This window comes from Luteimonas granuli, assembly GCF_007795095.1.
Lineage (GTDB): Bacteria > Pseudomonadota > Gammaproteobacteria > Xanthomonadales > Xanthomonadaceae > Luteimonas > Luteimonas granuli.
Genome location: NZ_CP042218.1, coordinates 2,358,473 through 2,376,498, shown reverse-complemented (window position 1 = coordinate 2,376,498; position 18,026 = coordinate 2,358,473). Strand labels below are relative to the sequence as shown.

Genomic DNA, 18,026 nt, shown 5'->3' with positions numbered 1-18,026 from the left:
CGGCCGGGCCGCTCCCACCGTCAGGCGTCAGGCGGGGATCAGCGCGATCGCCGCGTCGATGCGCTTCAGCGCTTCCGCGCGGCCAGCAAGGTAGACCGTATGCGCGATGTCCGGGCTCACCTGGGTGCCGGTGATCGCCACGCGCAGCGGCTGCGCCACCTTGCCCATGCCCAGGCCCAGCGTTCCGGCAGTGGCCTGCAGGGCGTCGGCGATCGCGTCCACGCTCCATCCCGACAGTTCATCCAGGCGATGGCGAGCCTCGGCCAGCGGCGCCTTCGCCTCGGGCCCGAGGTGCTTGGCCACGGCCTTGTCGTCGTACTCGGTGAGCGGCCGGAACCAGACCGCTGCGCGTTCGGCCATGTCCTTGAGCGTCTGCACGCGGTCGCGCAGGGCGAGCACGACATCGGCCGGCGCGGGGCCGGCGTCGAGGTCGTACCCGGCTTCGCGAAGGTGCCATTCGAGGTGCTTCGCGACGTCCGCGGGCGGGTCCTCCTTCAGGTACTGCTGGTTCAGCCAGCCCAGTTTGGCCATGTCCAGGCGCGCGGCCTTGGCGTTGACGTCCTTGAGGTCGAACAGCCGCTGCATCTCGGCGATCGAGAAGATCTCCTGGTCACCATGCGACCAGCCCAGGCGCACCAGGTAGTTGAGCAGCGCGTGCGGCAGGTAGCCGGCATCGCGGTACTGCATGACGTCGGCGGCGCCGGTGCGCTTGCTGAGCTTGGCCCCGTGTTCGTCGAGGATCATCGGCAGGTGCGAGAACGCCGGCACTTCGGCACCCAGCGCGCGGTAGATGTTGATCTGGCGCGGCGTATTGTTGACGTGGTCGTCGCCGCGGACGACGTCGGTGATGCCCATGTCGAGGTCGTCCACCACCACGGCGAAGTTGTACGTCGGGTAGCCATCCGGGCGGAAGATGACGAGGTCGTCGAGCTCCGCGTTCGCGATCTCGATGCGGCCCTTGACCTTGTCGTCCCAGGCAACCACGCCGTCGAGCGGATTCTTCAGGCGGATCACGCGGTTGGGATCATCGCGCCAGGGCGCACCGCGGTCGCGGTAGGCGCCGTTGTAGCGCGGCTTGCCGCCGGCGGCCATCGCCGCCTCGCGCATGGCGTCGAGCTCCTCCTTCGACTCGTAGGCGTAATAGGCGTGGCCCGAAGCGACGAGCTGCTCGGCGACTTCGCGGTACCGCTCGATGCGTGCGGTCTGGTAGACCGGGCCTTCGTCATAGTCGAGGCCGAGCCACTCCATCGCCTCGAGGATGGCGTTGATGGCGGCCTGGGTACTGCGCTCGCGATCCGTGTCTTCGATGCGCAGGATGAACTGCCCGCCGCGGCGGCGCGCCTCGAGCCAGCAGTACAGCGCGGTTCGGGCGCCGCCGATGTGCAGGTAGCCGGTGGGACTGGGGGCGAAGCGGGTGCGGACGGTCATGGCGCTCGATGCAGGCGGATGATGCGGTGGAATGGCCGCATTTTAGCCGGTGCCGCCCGGCGTATGGCGCGCGGCGTACGGCCGTTGCGCGAACCCGCCGTGGACCGGAGCAGCCCGTTCTACAATCGCCGGATGGCGACCCTCTTCGTTTCAGACCTCCACCTCGACCCGGACCGGCCGGAGATCACCCGGCTGTTCGGAGACTTCATCGAGGGAGAGGCGCGCCGCGCCGAGGCGCTCTACATCCTCGGCGACCTGTTCGAGGCCTGGGTGGGCGACGACGATCCGTCGGAAGCCGGAACCTTCGTGGCGGAGCGGCTCAAGGCGATTGCCGACAGCGGCGTGCCGGTGTACTTCATGCACGGCAACCGGGACTTCCTGCTGGGCGGGGAGTTCGCGCGGCGCGCGGGAATGACGCTGCTCGCCGATCCGGCGCGGATCGACCTGTACGGGCAGCCGGCGCTGCTGATGCACGGCGACACACTGTGCACCGATGATGTCGCCTACCAGCAGTTCCGCGCGCAGACCCGCGATCCGCGCTGGCAGCGGCAATTCCTGGCGCAGCCGCTGGAGGCGCGGCTGGCGTTCGCCCGGCAGGCGCGGGCCGCCAGCCGGGCGCGGCAGGGGGAACTGCGCGACGCCGGGCAGATGGAGACGATCACCGACGTCGCGCCGACGGCGGTGGAGGCGGTCTTCCGTGACCACGACGTCGACCTGCTGATCCATGGACACACGCATCGACCGGCGGTGCATGCGCTGGACGTCGACGGACGCGCCCGCACGCGGGTGGTGCTCGGCGACTGGTACGAGCAGGGCTCGGTGCTGCGCGTGGATGCGGGCGGGATGGTGCTGGACGCGCTGGCGTCGCGCTGAGCAGTGCGCATCCCCGCGGGCGTCAGCCCGAGAGCTGCCGCAGCGCCGCGAGCTCCCCATCGCTGAAGCCCGCGGCACTGCGGGCATCGACGTTGAACGGACCGTGCAGCACGGCGCGCGCATACTCCACCAGCAGTTCGCGGGAAGCGTGGCTCGGGGTCGATGCCGGCGCGTTCGCAGCACCAGCGGAACCAGCGGCTGCCGGCGGCCACATGGGCCACTTCCTCGCGCAGGATCACTTCCAGGATGTCGGCGGTCGCATCATCCTGCCCGCGCAGCCGCGCGATCATGCCCGGCGTCACGTCCAGGCCGCGCGCCTCGAGCACGCGCGGGACCAGGGCCATGCGTGCAAGCGCGTCATGCGCGGTCTTCTCCGCCATCTCCCACAGGCCGTTGTGGGCATCGAAATCGCCGTAGTCGTAGCCGGCCGCCTGCAGGCGGCCACGCAGCATCGTGAAATGACGGGCTTCGTCATCGGCCACTGCCACCCAGTCGGCGTAGTAGTCCCCCGGCATCCCGCGGAAGCGGTAGACCGCATCCCAGCCCAGGTCGATGGCGTTGAACTCGATGTGGGCGATGGCGTGGATGAAGGCGGCGCGACCCTCGCCGGTGCCGAAGCCGCGGCGCGGAAGTGCGCGTGGATGCACCAGGCGCGGGCGCGGCGGGCGGCCGGGCATGCGGATGGGCCCGGGTGCCGGGGCGCGAGGGTCGATCGCGAGGTCGCCCGCGCGGAACGCCGCCGCCGCCGCATGCGTGGCCGCCACCTTGTCCTCGGGCGAGGCCGCCGCCAGGCACGCGCGCGCGGCGTCGAACAACGACCCCCGCACCGTGGCCTCAGGCGCCCACGCGGCGCTTCTTCTTCGCCTCGTCGGAGCGCAGCTGGCGCAGGCGCTCGAAGTAGCCCGGCTCGATACCGGTCACGTACTCGCCGCTGAAGCACGAGCTGTCGAACTTCTTCCCCGGGAACTTGTGCCCGGCCACCGCGGCTTCGAGGTCGGGGAGGTCCTGGTAGATCAGCCAGTCGCAGCCGAGCAGCGCCTCGATCTCCTTTTCGCTGCGGCCGTTGGCCACCAGCTCTTCGGTCGAGGGCATGTCGATGCCGTAGACGTTGGGATGGCGCACGGGCGGAGCCGCCGAGGCCAGGTACACCTTGCGCGCACCGGCGTCGCGGGCCATCTGCACGATCTGCTTCGAGGTCGTGCCGCGCACGATCGAGTCGTCGACCAGCAGCACCACGCGGTTGCGGAACTCCAGCGGGATCGGATTGAGCTTGCGTTTGACCGATTTCGCACGCTCGCCCTGTCCCGGCATGATGAAGGTGCGGCCGACGTAACGGTTCTTGATGAAGCCCTCGCGGTACTTCACGCCGAGCACGTTGGCGATCTCCAGCGCGGCGTCGCGCGAGGTGTCAGGGATCGGGATCACGACGTCGATGTCGTGGTCCGGCCGCTGGCGCAGGATCTTCTCGCCCAGGGTCACGCCCATGCGCATGCGCGCCTTGTGCACCGAAATGTTCTCGATCATCGAGTCCGGACGCGCGAAGTAGACGTACTCGAAGATGCAGGGTGCGTGCTCGGCAGGCTCCGCGCACTGGCGCGCATGCAGTTCGCCGCGCGCGGTGATCACGATGCCCTCGCCGGGCTCGACGTCGCGCAACCGCTCGAAGCCGAGGATGTCCAGGGCCACCGATTCCGAGGCCACCGCGTATTCGGTGCCCGCCTCGGACACGCGCCTGCCGAGCACCAGCGGCCGGATGCCGTTCGGGTCGCGGAACGCCACCAGTCCCAGACCAAGCACGATCGCGACCGCCGCGTAGCCGCCGCGCGCGCGCCGGTGCACGCCCTCGACCGCATTGAGCGCGGCTTCCGGCGTCAGTGCGCGCGCTCCGTCGAGCTCGTGCGCGAAGACGTTGAGCAGCACCTCGGAGTCGGACTCGGTGTTGATGTTGCGGCGGTCGGTCTCGAACACCTCTCGGCGCAGTTCGTCGGTGTTGATGAGGTTGCCGTTGTGCGCGAGCGCGATGCCATACGGCGAATTGACGTAGAACGGCTGCGCCTCGTCGTAACCCTCGCTGCCCGCGGTCGGGTAGCGGCAGTGACCGATGCCGACGCGGCCTTCGAGCAGTGCCATCGCCGCGGCATCGAACACGTCGCGTACCAGTCCGTTGCCCTTGTGCACGCGCAGGCGGGTGCCGTTGCCGGTGGCGATGCCGGCGGCGTCCTGGCCGCGGTGCTGCAGCACCGTCAGGCCGTCGTACAGCGCGGCCGCGACCTCAGTGTTTCCGACGATGCCGACGATGCCGCACATGGGACTGGATCCTGCGAAGTTGGGAAGCGGTGTTCAGGGATGCGAGCGCACGAGGCCGTCGATGCCGAAGCCCGACTTCACCCGCGCCTTCAGCTGCTCGGCCTCGGCGCGCGTGGCCACGGGTCCGGCCTTGACGCGGGTCAGCGTGCCCCTGTCAGTCTGCACGGTCTCGGTGAAGGCACCGATCCCGGCGCCGCGCAGCCGGTCGCGCAGTGCGGTGGCGTCGCGGGCGCTGCCGAAGGCGCCCAGCTGGACGGCGAAGCCGGTTCCGGCCGCCGGTGCGGGCGCAGTCGCCGCGGCCGGTGCCGTGGTCGACGCGCCGGGGGTGCCGCCGGATGCCGGCGCGGCGGCGTCCAGGGCGACCACGACCGCAGTGGCGCGCGAGCCGATGGCGCCGGCGCGCACGCGTGCGGTCTCGGCATCGGCGCGGCTCGCATAGGGGCCGATGCGCACGCGCCAGGCGTCGCGACCGCCGACGCGGGTTTCCTCGACGTAGGCCGGCAGGTCCTCGCCACGCAGTCGCTGGACCACGGTGCCGGCGTCGGCCCGGGTGGCGTAGGCGCCGAAGTTCACGGCGTAGTCGCCGCCGGCGGTCGCCGCTGGCAGGCGCGGCGCGGGGGCGGGCGTCTGGGTTGCCACGGGGTCGGGTTTCGCGGGCGCAGGAGCCACCGGGCGGGGCGCGGTATCGGTGGCCGCAGCGATTGGACGCGGCGGCGCCGCTGGTTCCGGCGGGAGCGCGGCCACTTCCGCGGCCTCCGCGGCATCGGGCACGGCGACGTCGGCGGCACCGATGGGCTCCGCCGCGGGATCCGCGGCAAGGTCGGCCGCATCGGCATGCCGCGCATCGCCTTCCGGCGTCGCGGTGGCGGTGTCCACGGTCGCCAGGCGTCCGTCGCTGGCAAGCAGCCCGGTAGAGCCGGCGGCCTCGGGCGCAACCAGCGGCAGGTCGCGGGTGACGTACTCGCCGTCCGGAGCATCCGGGACATGCAGCGACAGGTCGGATACGCCGCTGTCGGGAGCCGGCCCCTGCACCAGCATGGGCAGGAAGATCACGGCCAGCGCGATCAGTACCGCGGCGCCGATCAGGCGCTGTTTCAGTCCGGGGTCCATGGGCGCTCGGGCAGCGGAAGGCGCAGGAATTATACGGCCCCGCCGGCTCCGGCTTCTGAATCGCCGGCCGCCAGCCAGGCAAGCGCCGCGGCGGCGACGTGGAAGGAGCCGAAGGCGAGCACGCGGCCGCCAGGCCGGGCCGCGACCGCGGCCGCGGCAAGCGCCGTGGCGACATCGCCATGCCGCGCGGCGCCGGCCGCCGCGGTACCGGCCAGGGCCTGAGCCAGCGCGTCGGCGTCACGCCCGCGACTGCCGGCGGCCTCTGTGCCGGCCAGGTGCCAGGCATCCACGTACGACGCGATCGCCTCGACCACGCCCACGGCGTCCTTGTCGACGAGCGCGCCGTAGACCGCCACCGTGCGCGCGGCGGGCGCGGTCAGGAGCCACTCCGCAAGCGCACGCGCGGCCTGCGGGTTGTGGCCCACGTCGACGAGTATTTCGACGCCGCCGCGCTCGAAGCGCTGCAGGCGCCCTGGCACCCGCGCCGCGGCAACGCCACGCGCCCATGCGCCGTCGTCGATCTCCAGGTCCAGCGCGCGCAGCGCGGCGATGGCAGCCGCGGCATTGCGCAACTGCGCCGGCGCGGCCAGTCCCGGCAGCGGCAGCGACAGCTCGAAGCCGGGCTCGCGCCACCACCAGCCCTCGCACCCATCGTCGCGGCCGAAGCGGTAGTCGCTGCCGGCGCGGATCGCGGAGGCGCCGATCGCGTAGGCGTGGCCGAGCACGCTCGAGGGCGGATCGTCCTCGCCCAGCACCAGCGGCTTCCAGGCCCGGGCGATGCCGGCCTTCTCGGCACCGATCGCCTCGCGGTCCCCGCCCAGCCAGTCCTGGTGGTCGAGGTCGACAGTGGTGATCACGGCCACGTCCGGGTCGACGAGGTTCACGGCGTCCAGGCGCCCGCCCAGCCCCACCTCGAGTACGGCGAGGTCCAGGCCGGCACGCTCGAACAGCCACAGCGCGGCCAGGGTGCCGTACTCGAAGTACGTCAGCATGGTCGTGCCGCGCGCGACCTCCACGGCTTCGAAGGCCGCCACGAGACTGGCGTCGTCGGCATCGACGCCGTCGATGCGCACGCGCTCGTTGTAGGCCAGCAGGTGCGGCGAGGTGTAGGCGCCCACGCGCAACCCGGAGGCCGCGGCAATGGCCTCGATGAAGGCCACCGTCGAGCCCTTGCCGTTGCTGCCGGCCACGGTCGCCACGAAGCGCGCGGGTCGGCCCATGCCCATGCGTTCCGCGACGTCGCGCAGCCGCTCCAGGCCCATGTCGATCGACTTCGGGTGTTGGTGCTCGATGCGCTCGAGCCACTGTTGCAGGTCCATGGGGCAAGTCTGGCGGATCGCCCCCGGGATGGCGACGGGGTGGCGCGTGGGCTCCAGCTCTCGCGTGCTGGAGCCCGGGAGAAGTCATCCGGTCAGAACGATTGCAGGAAGCTGGCGCCTGCGCCCCAGTCCGGGCTGCCGTCGGACAGGCCCTTGCTGACGTAGAGCTGGAACCTGCCGCCGCTTCTGGCGGGAGCCGAGAAGAAACCCGTCAGGTCGCTGCGGTCGTCGAAGTTGCTGGACGCGGCCTCCCGGTAGTCGTACATCAGGCCGAGCCGGCCACGGCTGCCGGCGCGCCAGCCAACGCCGAAATTGCCGCTGAGGACGCTGTCGACCTCGATGTAGTCCGAGTCGCCGAGCTGTGTGTAGCCAGCGCCACCGAACAGCATGGTGCCGTCGAAATCACGATACAGGTCGACGGCAACGCCGTAGTCGTTCGCCCCGGTGCCCAGGCTCTTGTCCTCGTCGGCAGTGGCGATCTTGGCATTGAAGGCCAGGTCCACGCCGAGCGCGCCGCCGGTCGGGATGGAATAGATCGCGGCAAGCGACAGATCGCCGATACCGGAGGTGCTGCCGCGTTCGGCGGGCTGGTCCGCGCCGCCGCCCGGGATGCCGACCAGCCCGCCACGGCCCCGGCCGATCGGATTGAGATTGTTGACCCGGCCCGTCGTCGGCAGCACGTTCGGATCACCGCTCACATGCAACCAGGGCAGGCTCGCACGAAGGCTCAGGTTGCCGCTGTCGATGCGGGCGCTGAGCGGGATGGAAAGGATGTCCGTGGTCGTATCGCCGCCGTAGTCGCCACTGCTGTAATCGACGCCGACGCCGAGGCTGAAGCCATCGATGGCATGGGCCTGGCCGGCGAGCGCCAGCAGGGAGAGGCTGAGAAAGCTGGAACGGATCATGTGGTCTACCTTTGTGGATGGCTGTCCAGAAGAACGGATCGCGCACGCAGGGTCGCGTGCGCGATTCGAATACGAAGACCGATGGGCGCCCGTGGCGCCTATCGGGACGGGTTATCCGCACGTGGACCGGATCAACGGCCACCCCGAAGCGGGCGCTCGGGGCGCTCGGGGCGCTGCGGGCGCTCCGGCAGCAGCGGGCGCTCCGGCAGCAGTGCCCGGGTGGGCAGCACCGGCTTGACGGCCCCTTCCGGACGGCCGGAGATGCCGCCGCGCGCACCGGCGTCGATCCTGGCATTGGCGCGCGCCTCGGAGGAGACATCCGCACCGATGCCGGCGCGCATGCGGGCGTCGGCAGCGGTGGCGGCACCGGCACGGGCGCTGCCGGCGTTGGCGGCGCCCTCGCCGGAGGTCGCCAGACCGGCCTCGGCGTTGCCGCCGCCGGGAACCGCGGCCTGGGCACGACTCGGGGCGCTGACCAGCTCGCCGAGGTTGAACCCCATCTCCCGGGCGATCTCGCCCCAGCCCATGCCGTCGACACGCAGGTCCAGCACGCTGGCCAGGGCGGTGTCGAGGTCGGCCGCGGAACCCTGGTCAAGCAATGACTCGGCCATCGCGAGGGTGATGTTGATTTCGCCATAGCCCATCGCCGCAGCGGTTTCGCCGCCCTCGCGCAGGGAGTGGACCAGGTCCGCCGCGGCCTCGGTCGAGCCGGCCAGTCCGGCGTAGCGGTCGGCGAGCTGCTCGGCCGGCACGGTCGCGCGGGCGATCGCCTCGGCATCGGCCGCGGCGTCGGCACCCGCCCCGGCATCCTGGGCATGGGCCGCGGCCGTGGACAGGGCAAGCAGGGCGGCAAGTACTGCAGACGTCAGCAGGGTCTTCTGGTTCATGTCGGGGACTCCATGACGCCGCGGACCACCCGCGGCCTTCGAGTCCAACTACGATCGGGGTTGCCGGTTTCTTCCCGGCCCGGTCAGGTCGCGTTCATTGCGGCGCATCGGCCTGCGCGACGCCTGGAACCGTTCCCAGCAGGCCATGGCCGAAGGTGTTGTCGCGGCCTGGGCTCCCGAGGTTGCGTGCCTGCTCGGCCAGCGCACTCCGGACGGCGTCGTTGCGCCCGCCGCTGGCCGCGGGCATGAGCTGTGCGGCCAGGCGGGCGACGATGGGGGCGGCGAAGGAGGTACCGCGCGCCGCGGTCCAGCCGCCGCCCGGCATCGCCACGCGCAGGTCCGCACCCGGAGCCGCGAAGTCGACCTGCGGCCCACGCCCGGCCTCGGGCAGAACGTTCAGGCGCGCATCGACCGCGGTCACCCCGATCACCTCGGGGTATGCGGCCGGGTACAGCGGCGGTGCTGCCGGACCGTCATTGCCGACCGCGGCGACCAGCACATGGCCGCGCCCGTGCATGGCCCGCACCACCCGCTCGAGCAGGCGGTTGTGCGGGCCGACAAGACTCAGGTTGATCACTCCGACCCGTTCGCCTGCCAGCCAGGCCATGGCCTCGGCCAGGCCGGTGGCGGTACCACCGGCCGGTTGGCCACAGTAGATGTCCGCTGCGAACAGCATTGCCTGGGCGGGGATGGTTCCGGTGCCGGTGTCGCCGGCCAGCAGCGAGGCGACCGCGGTGCCGTGGTGATCCGGCCTGCGGCGACCCCCACAGCCCCAGGTGTGCAGCTGGACACCGGCCAGCGCTGGATGGCTGCCATCGACGCCGCTGTCGACCAGGCCGATGCGCCCGGGCGTTCCGGCGGCGCGAGCGACGGTGGACGAAACCGGCGCCTGCCCTCCCCCGCCGCTCGACGCGGAGCCGAGATAGAGATGGTTGTACTCGTACTGGCCGTCGGGATCGAGGCGCTGTATCCGCCGCAGCGCGGCGCGAGTGCCCACGCCATCCCTTGCGCGCAGGACGACGACGCGCACGCCCAGCTCGTCCAGCACCGACTCGCGGGCAATCGTGAAGCCGGCCGACTGCGCGCGTTGCAGCGACCCGGCGCTGGGATCGATGGCGACGATCTCGCTGCGCACCACCGGCGCGCCGGTCCGATCCGTGTCGATGACATTGCGGTGGGCGCGCACCAGGCGCCTGAACTCCAGCCTGGTCGGGGCCGACCGCACCACGCCATTGGCGGCGTTGTCGACAGCGGCTTGCGGGAGCGGCAGCACGTCCGGCCGCCTGGAGGGCAGCTCGTGAACCCGTGCCGGCACCGGCAACGCCTGCCGTACGCGCTCGACAGGCGGAGCCCGCTGCGCGGATGCCATCGATGCCGCGGCCAGCGCCAGCGCGGCGAGCGCCAGTCCCAGGGATCGCCGGAATGGATGCTTCCCATTGCGCATGAGGCTGGATCGCGACTGGCCAGGGCCGCGCGGAAAACGGTCGTGGCAGCGGATGCTAGCATCCGCGCCGATGCCGTCCCCATCGACGGGCAAGCGCACAGGCACCATTCAGGATGACGCTCACAATGCATGGAAGAAAACCCGTGCGTGGGACGTATACCCCATGACCGACGGCGATTCCGACCACCCCATGCGGGAGCTCCTGTGCGAACTGCTGCCACGCCTGCGCCGCTTCGCACGCTCGCTGACCGGCGATCCGCACGATGCCGACGACGTCGTGCAGCTCGCTCTCGAACGCGCGCTGGCGCGGGCGCCGCAATGGCGTGCGGGAGAACCGCTGGAGGCCTGGGTGTTCGGCATCGTCCGCAACGCCTGGATCGACGAACTCCGCGCGCGTGGCCGCAGACAGCAGGTGTTCGCACCCGAGGAAGCGGGCGAACACGTCGGAAGTTCGCCGATGGAGGGCCAGGCGGCGGCGATGACGGTGCAGGCGGCGATGGCGAAGCTGCCGCCGGAGCAGCGCGAGGTGGTCGCACTGGTGCTGGTGGAAGGACTCGCCTACCGCGAGGCGGCGGAGGCGCTGGGCATTCCGATCGGTACCGTGACCAGTCGCCTCGCGCGCGGGCGCGAAGCGTTGCAGCAGATGCTCGACGGGCTTCGCTAGGCAAATGCAGGCAGGACAGGCGATGAAGATCGACGACGAAATTCTGATGGCCTACGTCGACGGCGAACTCGATCCGGCCGAGGCCGCGCGCGTCGAGGCGGTGATCGCGGCCGATCCCGGGCTGGCGGAGAAGCTGGCACGGTACCTTGCGCTGCGCCGGCGACTGTCGGCGGCGTTCGACGACGTGCTCGACGAACCGGTGCCCGCGCATCTGCTCGCCGTCGCGCGTGGCGGCGGCCCCACGGCCGGCGGCGTCACCGGCATGCGCGCAGCCACGGCACGGCGCGGGACGCGCGCGCAACGGCGCTGGTCATGGCCCGAGTGGGGCGCGATGGCGGCCTCGTTGCTGTTCGGCGTGCTGGTCGTGCAATGGCTCGATGTGCGCGACGACCGGACCCTTCCGCTGGTGGCCGATGCGGGCGGGCGACTGCAGGCGCAGGGCCACCTCGCCGAGGCGCTGGAGACCCGGCTGGCCAGCGCGCCGGAGGCGGCGACCGCCGTCTCGATCGGCATCAGCTTCCGCGATGCAGGCGGCCGCTACTGCCGCAGCTTCGTTCTGCCGGGGAATCCTGCGCAGGCAGGACTTGCGTGCCGGGACGAGGCGGGCTGGCAGGTGCCGGTAACCAGCGAGGCCGTGACCCCGCCGGGCGGCGAGCTGCGCCTGGCATCCACCCCGCTGCCGGCTGCCGTGCTGGCCGAACTTGATGCGCGCATCGAAGGCGAGCCTCTCGACGCCGAGGCCGAGCGCGCCGCGCGCGACGCCGGCTGGCGTTGATGCGCGGGGCCGGCGCTTCGCCGCCGGCCGGAAGCGGGCGTGCGTTGCCTACAGCGCCCGGTGCACGGCCTCACCGAACAGCAGCGTGTGGTGTGCACAGTCGTTGAGTCGCACCACCTCGAGGCGGCCGGCCTCCGGCCCCTCGAGCAGGTTCAGCGTCGCCGGCGCCTGGCGGAAGGTCCACAGCCGATCCAGCGGCAGTCCCAGCACCCGGCACAGGAGCACGCGGTTGACCGCGTCGTGGGAGACCACCAGCAGGGTGTCCTCAGGACCCAGTCCCTCGCAGGCGTTCGCGAACGCGGGCCACGACCGCCCCAGGACCTGGGCGAGCGACTCGCCGCCGGGCATCTGCACCCTGTCCGGGGCGTCGCGCCAGGCCGCGAGGCGTTCGGGGTCGGACTCGCGGATCTCGCTGGCGAGCTTGCCCTCCCAGGTGCCGTGGGCGATTTCCATCAGCCCTTCGTCGAGGTCGAGCATGTCGGCCCGCGCCTCGCCCAAGGCCAGCCGCGCCGTGTCGCGGGCGCGCGACAGCGGCGAGGCCACGGCGCGGTCGATGCGCAGATCCCGCAGTCGCTCGCCGAGCCGCAGCGCCTGCTCGACCCCGGTGTCCGAGAGCGGGATGTCCTCCTGGCCCTGGTAGCGGCCGGCGCGATTCCACTCGGTCTCGCCGTGGCGGGCCAGCAGGATCCTCACTGCTTCGGCTCCAGCCCCAGTTCGGCAAGCACGCGCGGCGCCGGATAGACCTCCTGCATGATCCAGCGCATGTATCGCTGGTCCACCGAGATCATCCGCGTCATCACCGGATCGAAGACCCAGTTCGAGGCCACCGACTCCCAATTGCCGTCGAAGGCCAGGCCGACCAGCTTTCCGTGCGCGTCGAGTACCGGCGAACCGGAGTTGCCGCCTGTGATGTCCAGGTCGGCGAGGAAGTTCACGGGCACCGACCCCAGGCGTCGGTCTTCGAGTCCGCCGTAACGCTTGGCCGCCACCGCGTCGAGCAGGGCCTTCGGCGCGTCGAACGGCTCCTCGCCGGTGTCCTTGGCCGGGATCTCCTCGAGCATCGTGAACGGCTTCTGAGGCGTTCCGTCGAGCTTGGTGTAGGGCTTGACGTTGCCGAAGGTGATGCGCAGCGAGGAGTTGGCGTCCGGGTACACGAACTCGCCCCTGCTCGCCTTGTAGTCGGCCACCGCCTGCAGATAGACCGGGCGCACCAGCAGGTCGTCGCCGGCGCGCGCCTTGCGCTCCTGTTCCAGCGCCAGCAGCGTCGGCATGACCGCCACCGCGTAGCGGATCGCGGGGTCATTGCTGGACTCGAAGGTCTTGCGGTCGGCCTGCAGCCACTTGAGGCGCGCATCCCTGCCGCCGGCCAGTTCGCTGCCGGCGAGCCGCTCGAGCGCATCCTCGATCGCCCTGTCGTCACTGCCGCCCAGCCAGGCGTCCAGGGCCTCGATGCGCTGGTCCTCGGGCAGCTTCACGTACTCGTCCAGCCAATAGCGCTGCAGGCCGCGATCCATCTCCGGAACGTAGCGGCGCTCCATCTGGCGCACCGCGCCCTGGAGGGTCGGCAGGTCGCGCTCCTGGTAGCCCTGCTCGCGCTCGGCGTCGGGCTTCTCGCGCTCGATCGCCAGGCGGTAGCCGCGGATCGCGGTCGACAGCAGGCCGGTACCGTTGAACTGGCCGAACACGAGATCGCGGTCGCGGGTGGCGCGGCTGGCCTGGTTGATCTCGAGGATGCGCGCGTGCGCGTCGAGCACGGGCCGGCCGGCCTCGCCCTGCTCACGGGCCCAGGCCAGCACCGAGGCTTCCTGCTGCTGCTTGGTCGCCATCGCGTTGGTGCGCTCGAAGCCGGCCAACTGGCTGTCGTAGTTCTTGTAGACGTTCTCCCAGCCGCGCATGGTGCTGGCGTACTTGACCTCGATGTCCGGATTGGCCTTGCCGGCCTCGGCCACCATCTTCTGCAGCGCCTTGTAGTGGCGGACGATGGTCGGGTACTGCCAGTCCTGCGTGTCCTGGAACTCGCTGGCCAGCGCATAGCGCGCGGTGCGGCCGGGGTAGCCGGCGACCATCACGAAGTCGCCCTGGCGCAGCGGCCTGTCGGCGAACTCCAGCCAGCGCTTCGGCTGGTAGGGCACGTTGTCCTCGGCGAAGGGCGCCGGTTTGCCATCCTTGCCGACGTAGGCACGGTAGAAGGAGAAGTCGCCCGTGTGGCGCGGCCACATCCAGTTGTCGACCTCGCCGCCATAGGCACCGACGCTGCCCTGCGGCGCGTAGACCAGGCGCACGTCCTGGATCTCGAGGTTCCTGAACAGGCGGTAGGTGTTGCCACCGGCAAAGCTGTACAGGCGGCAGCGGTAGCCCTCCTCCGCCTCGCACGCGGCGACGAGCGACTTCTCGATCGCGTCCAGCGCATTGGTCCGGCCGAGCGCGTCAGGCGCCGCGGCGACGGCAGCCTGCACCTTGCCGGTCACGTCCTCGATCGACTCCAGCGCGAAAATGCGCGAGGTGGGGCCGGCGCTGATCTCGTCCCCGATCTGCGCGGCGTAGAAGCCGTCGCGCATCAGATTGTTCTCGGGCGTCGAGTTGAGCTGGATCGCGCCATAGGCGCAGTGGTGGTTGGTCGCCACCAGGCCCTGTGGCGAGACGAAGCTCGCGGTGCAGCCGCCCAGCGAGACCACCGCGCCGAGCGGGTCGCCGGTCAGGTCGGTGAGCTGGTCGGGGTCGAGCTTCAGCCCGGCCTTCTTCAGCGGTCGGGCGATCTCGGGAAGCTGCTGCGGCACCCACATGCCCTCGCCGGAGTGGGCGGGACTGGCGGCGGCGGCAGCGGCGATCGCGGCGGTGGCGGCGACAAGGAAGGTCTTGCCCATGGGTCTGCGTCCTGGAGCGGTCGTGGTGGGTAGGGGATGGCTGGAAGTCTAACGGCCGTCGGCCTCGGCCGGCGCGCGATCGGCGCCGTCCAGTGGCAGGCCCATCTCGTGCAGCAGCTGCGGCGCGGGATAGACGCGGGCCATGATCCAGCGCATGTAGCGGGCATCGACATGGATCGCGCGCTTGTAGCGCGGATCGAACTTCCAGCTGGCGCTGACCGCCTCCCAGTTGCTGTCGAAGTTCAGGCCGATCAGGCGGCCGCGCGCGTCCATCACCGGGGAGCCGGAGTTGCCGCCGGTGGTGTCGAGATTGGTGAGGAAATTGACGGTCTGGGTGCCCAGGCCTGGATCGACGGTGGCGCCGAAGTCACGGCGGGCGATGGCGTCGAGCAGGGGCGCCGGCGCGTCGAAGGGCGCGACGCCGGTGTGTTTCTCGACGATGCCTTCGACGGTGGTCAGCGGTGCGTAGCTGACCGCGTCGCGCGGCTGCAGGCTTTCGATGCGACCGTGGCTCACGCGCAGGGTGGAGTTCGCATCGGGATAGACCGCCCTCCCCTCGCTGCGCGCGTGGCCGATCATGCCGCGCATGTAGGCCGGGCGCAGGCGCAGCAGTTCGCCGGCGCGGGCCTTGTCCTCGTCCTCCAAGCGCAGGGCGGCCTGCTGAAGGGTGGCGGCGGCGCGCATCAGCGGGTCGGTGGACGCCCGCACCTCGGGCGGAGCGGCGGCCAGCAGGCGCAGACGCTCCGCTTCATCGGCCAGTGCCGTGGTCGAGTACAGGGCCTCCAGTGCTGCCGCGGCGGACGCGGCGTCGGCACCGAAGACGGCCTCGATCTCGGGCACGCGCTGGTCCGCCGGCAGTGCGCGATGGCGCGCCAGCAGTTCGGCCAGGATCGCGCGCTCCACGGCCGGGGCATAGCGACGCTGGGCCTGGCGCAGCGCGGCCTCGATGCGTGCCTCGTCGCGCAGCTGGTAGCCGGCCTCGCGCTCGGCATCGGGCTTGCCGCGCTCCAGCGCCAGCCGCTGCAGCTGCATGGCACCGCGCAGCAGCTGCGTCTGGGCCTGCATCAGGCCGAACAGCTGGTCGCGCTCGCGCGTGCCGCGGGCGGAGGCGATCACCTCCGCGGCGGCATCGATGTCGGCGCGGATCGCGGCTGCGTCCGGCTGCGAAGGGAGCCAGGCGAGCATGGCCGCCTCCTGCGTACGGCGCTCGGCGACCGCATGGCTGCGGCGCAGGCCGTCGAGTTCGCCCTGGGCGCGCTTGAGCGTGTTCTTCAGGCTGGCCACCTGGGCGGCATAGCGCACTCCAGCGTCGGCATCGCCGGCGGTGGCGCGCTCCACGGCGGCCAGCAGCGCGCTCATCAGTTCGACCCGCGAGGGCAGCTGCCATTCCACCTGGTCGGCAAACTCGGCGGCGGTGCGATGGCGGAAGGTGCGGCCCGGGTAGCCGGCGAGCATGGCGAAATCGCCCTCGGCCAGCGGCTCCGTCGACACCGTCAGCCAGGCCGCCGGCCGGAAGGGCACGTTGTCCGGCGAATACGCGGCCGGCCTGCCGTCCGGCCCGACGTAGGCGCGGTAGAAGGTGAAGTCGCCGCTGTGCCGCGGCCACATGAAGTTGTCGATCTCGTCGCCGTAGCTGCCGATCGCGTCCGGCGGCGCGTAGACCAGGCGCACGTCGCGGATCTCCAACTGCCGGATGAGGTGGAAGTCGGTGCCGTAGTACATGTCGACCACGCTGCAGCGGTAGCCGGGCTCGGCTTCGCACTCGGCCACGGCGGCCTTGGAGGCGGCCTCCACGGCGTCGTGGTAGGCGCGACCGGTCTTCCCACGGGCGCGGGCCAGGATGCGCTCGGTGATGCGTTCGAAGCGGTCGGTCACCAGCACCCGCGCCCCGGGGCCGGCGGAGACTTCGTCGGCCATGGTGGCGGCATTGAAGCCGTTGACGATGAGGTTGTTCTCCGGCGTCGAGTTCAGCTGGATCGCGCCATGCGCGCAGTGGTGGTTGGTCACCACCAGGCCCTGCGGGGAGACGAAGCTCGCGGTGCAGCCGCCCAGCGAGACCACGGCGCTCATCGGTGGCCGCGACAGGTCCGACAGGTCCTTCGGGTCGCCCTGGAAGCCCGAGCCGCGCATCGCCTCCTCGATCCCGGGCAACTGCGAGGGCAGCCACATCCCCTCGTCGGCGGCGGCAGCGGCGGGCAGCAGGAGGGCGGCGGCGAGGATCGCGACGGGAAGGCTCGGGCGCATGGGTTCACGCATCATCTGGACAGCCGGCGACGATAGGCCGTGCCGGCGGTCCGGCGCAAATGCCGACGCTCACGCACGAGGGCGTGACCGGCGCCGGCGGTACAATGGCCGCCTCGCCCTTCCGACAGCCATTCCATGTCCCAGCCGCAGCAGTCCGCCATTCCCACCACCATGAAGGCGCTGGTCAAGCGCGAACTGGCCAAGGGCATCTGGATGGAAGAGGTGCCGGTGCCGCAGCCCGGCCCCAACGAGGTCCTGATCCGCCTCGAGAAGACCGCGATCTGCGGCACGGACCTGCACATCTACCTCTGGGACGAATGGGCCCAGCGCACCATTCCGCAGGGCCTGGTGATCGGCCACGAATTCGTCGGCCGAATCGTCGGCATGGGTCCCGGGGTCACGGGCTACTCCATCGGCCAGCGGGTTTCGGCCGAGGGCCACATCGTCTGCGGCCACTGCCGCAACTGCCGCGCCGGACGCCAGCACCTGTGCCCGAACACCGTGGGCATCGGCGTCAACCGCAACGGCGCATTCGCCGAATACATCGCGATGCCAGCCAGCAACCTGTGGCCGATCCCCGACCAGATCCCGAGCGAGCTGGCCGCGTTCTTCGATCCCTACGGCAATGCCGCGCACTGCGCGCTCGAGTTCGATGTGGTCGGCGAGGACGTGCTGATCACCGGCGCCGGCCCCATCGGCGTCATGGCCGCGGGCATCTGCAAGCACATCGGCGCGCGCAACGTGGTGGTCACCGACGTCAACGATTTCCGCCTGAAGCTGGCCGCCGACATGGGCGCCACCCGCGTGGTCAACGTCAGCAAGACCTCGGTCAAGGACGTGATGGCCGAACTGCACATGGACGGTTTCGACGTCGGCCTGGAGATGAGCGGCAACCCGGCGGCCTTCAACGACATGCTCGACTGCATGTACCACGGCGGCAAGGTCGCCCTGCTCGGCCTGCTGCCCAAGGGTGCGGGCATCGACTGGGACCGGGTGATCTTCAAGGGCCTCACCCTGCACGGCATCTACGGCCGCCGCATGTACGAGACCTGGTACAAGATGACGCAGCTGGTGCTCTCGGGCTTCCCGCTGCACAAGGTGCTGAGCCACCAGCTGCCGGCCGACGAATTCCAGAAGGGCTTCGACCTGATGGAGTCGGGGAAGTCGGGCAAGGTCGTGCTCAGCTGGACCTGAGGTCCGCGCGGG

14 protein-coding genes and 1 pseudogene are annotated in these 18,026 nt (G+C 71.1%); 4 read left to right on the top strand and 11 right to left on the bottom strand.

Annotated features, from left to right (window positions below; all coding sequences use genetic code 11):
- Positions 1-27: 27 nt before the first annotated feature.
- The gene (gltX, locus tag FPZ22_RS11010; RefSeq protein WP_144892949.1) at positions 28-1,428 is read right to left on the bottom strand and encodes a glutamate--tRNA ligase; all 1,401 of its coding nucleotides are present in this window, start codon (positions 1,426-1,428) and stop codon (positions 28-30) included.
- Between the two features lie 132 nt (positions 1,429-1,560).
- On the opposite strand from gltX, the gene lpxH reads away from it, so the two are divergent.
- The gene (gene lpxH, locus FPZ22_RS11005; RefSeq protein ID WP_144892947.1) at positions 1,561-2,301 is read left to right on the top strand and encodes a UDP-2,3-diacylglucosamine diphosphatase; all 741 of its coding nucleotides are present in this window, start codon (positions 1,561-1,563) and stop codon (positions 2,299-2,301) included.
- Between the two features lie 22 nt (positions 2,302-2,323).
- On the opposite strand, the pseudogene FPZ22_RS11000 reads toward lpxH, so the two are convergent.
- The 7 genes and pseudogenes from FPZ22_RS11000 to FPZ22_RS14115 form a co-directional block, all read right to left on the bottom strand.
- Positions 2,324-3,128: pseudogene (locus FPZ22_RS11000) on the bottom strand (ferritin-like domain-containing protein).
- A 7-nt stretch (positions 3,129-3,135) separates the two neighbouring features.
- Positions 3,136-4,608, bottom strand: coding sequence for an amidophosphoribosyltransferase (gene purF, locus FPZ22_RS10995; RefSeq protein WP_144892945.1), 1,473 nt, complete (start codon positions 4,606-4,608; stop codon positions 3,136-3,138).
- A gap of 33 nt (positions 4,609-4,641) precedes the next feature.
- A complete protein-coding gene (locus FPZ22_RS10990) occupies positions 4,642-5,718 on the bottom strand; it encodes an SPOR domain-containing protein (protein ID WP_144892943.1) in 1,077 nt (358 codons plus the stop codon).
- A gap of 29 nt (positions 5,719-5,747) precedes the next feature.
- Positions 5,748-7,037, bottom strand: a complete 1,290-nt coding sequence (folC, locus tag FPZ22_RS10985) for a bifunctional tetrahydrofolate synthase/dihydrofolate synthase (RefSeq protein WP_144892941.1) — start codon at positions 7,035-7,037, stop codon at positions 5,748-5,750.
- 92 nt (positions 7,038-7,129) lie between these two features.
- Entirely contained in the window at positions 7,130-7,942 is an 813-nt protein-coding gene (locus FPZ22_RS10980; RefSeq protein ID WP_144892939.1) for a DUF3187 family protein, read from the bottom strand.
- A 131-nt stretch (positions 7,943-8,073) separates the two neighbouring features.
- The gene (locus tag FPZ22_RS10975) at positions 8,074-8,829 is read right to left on the bottom strand and encodes a hypothetical protein (protein ID WP_144892937.1); all 756 of its coding nucleotides are present in this window, start codon (positions 8,827-8,829) and stop codon (positions 8,074-8,076) included.
- Positions 8,830-8,923: 94 nt separating this feature from the next.
- Positions 8,924-10,273 (bottom strand): S8 family serine peptidase, encoded by a 1,350-nt coding sequence (locus FPZ22_RS14115; RefSeq protein ID WP_246120696.1) that lies wholly within the window; start codon positions 10,271-10,273, stop codon positions 8,924-8,926.
- 163 nt (positions 10,274-10,436) lie between these two features.
- Between FPZ22_RS14115 and FPZ22_RS10965 the strand changes: the two genes are divergently transcribed.
- Together FPZ22_RS10965 and FPZ22_RS10960 are read left to right on the top strand one after the other, a co-directional pair.
- Entirely contained in the window at positions 10,437-10,937 is a 501-nt protein-coding gene (locus FPZ22_RS10965) for an RNA polymerase sigma factor (RefSeq protein ID WP_425463004.1), read from the top strand.
- A gap of 22 nt (positions 10,938-10,959) precedes the next feature.
- The gene (locus tag FPZ22_RS10960; protein ID WP_144892935.1) at positions 10,960-11,712 is read left to right on the top strand and encodes an anti-sigma factor family protein; all 753 of its coding nucleotides are present in this window, start codon (positions 10,960-10,962) and stop codon (positions 11,710-11,712) included.
- Positions 11,713-11,760: 48 nt separating this feature from the next.
- Here FPZ22_RS10960 and FPZ22_RS10955 read toward each other — a convergent pair whose 3' ends face one another.
- Genes FPZ22_RS10955 through FPZ22_RS10945 form a run of 3 tightly spaced genes read right to left on the bottom strand, consistent with a single transcriptional unit; the run spans position 11,761 to position 16,835 of the window.
- The gene (locus FPZ22_RS10955; protein ID WP_144892933.1) at positions 11,761-12,405 is read right to left on the bottom strand and encodes a histidine phosphatase family protein; all 645 of its coding nucleotides are present in this window, start codon (positions 12,403-12,405) and stop codon (positions 11,761-11,763) included.
- A complete protein-coding gene (locus tag FPZ22_RS10950; RefSeq protein WP_425463003.1) occupies positions 12,402-14,576 on the bottom strand; it encodes a S46 family peptidase in 2,175 nt (724 codons plus the stop codon). The genes FPZ22_RS10955 and FPZ22_RS10950 overlap by 4 nt, the downstream gene beginning before the upstream one ends.
- Positions 14,577-14,624: 48 nt before the next feature.
- Positions 14,625-16,835 carry a S46 family peptidase gene (locus FPZ22_RS10945; protein WP_246120695.1) on the bottom strand — a complete coding sequence of 737 codons (2,211 nt, stop codon included), beginning with the start codon at positions 16,833-16,835 and terminating at the stop codon, positions 14,625-14,627.
- A gap of 144 nt (positions 16,836-16,979) precedes the next feature.
- On the opposite strand from FPZ22_RS10945, the gene tdh reads away from it, so the two are divergent.
- Positions 16,980-18,014, top strand: a complete 1,035-nt coding sequence (gene tdh / locus FPZ22_RS10940; RefSeq protein ID WP_210412748.1) for an L-threonine 3-dehydrogenase — start codon at positions 16,980-16,982, stop codon at positions 18,012-18,014.
- The last annotated feature ends 12 nt before the right edge of the window (positions 18,015-18,026 follow it).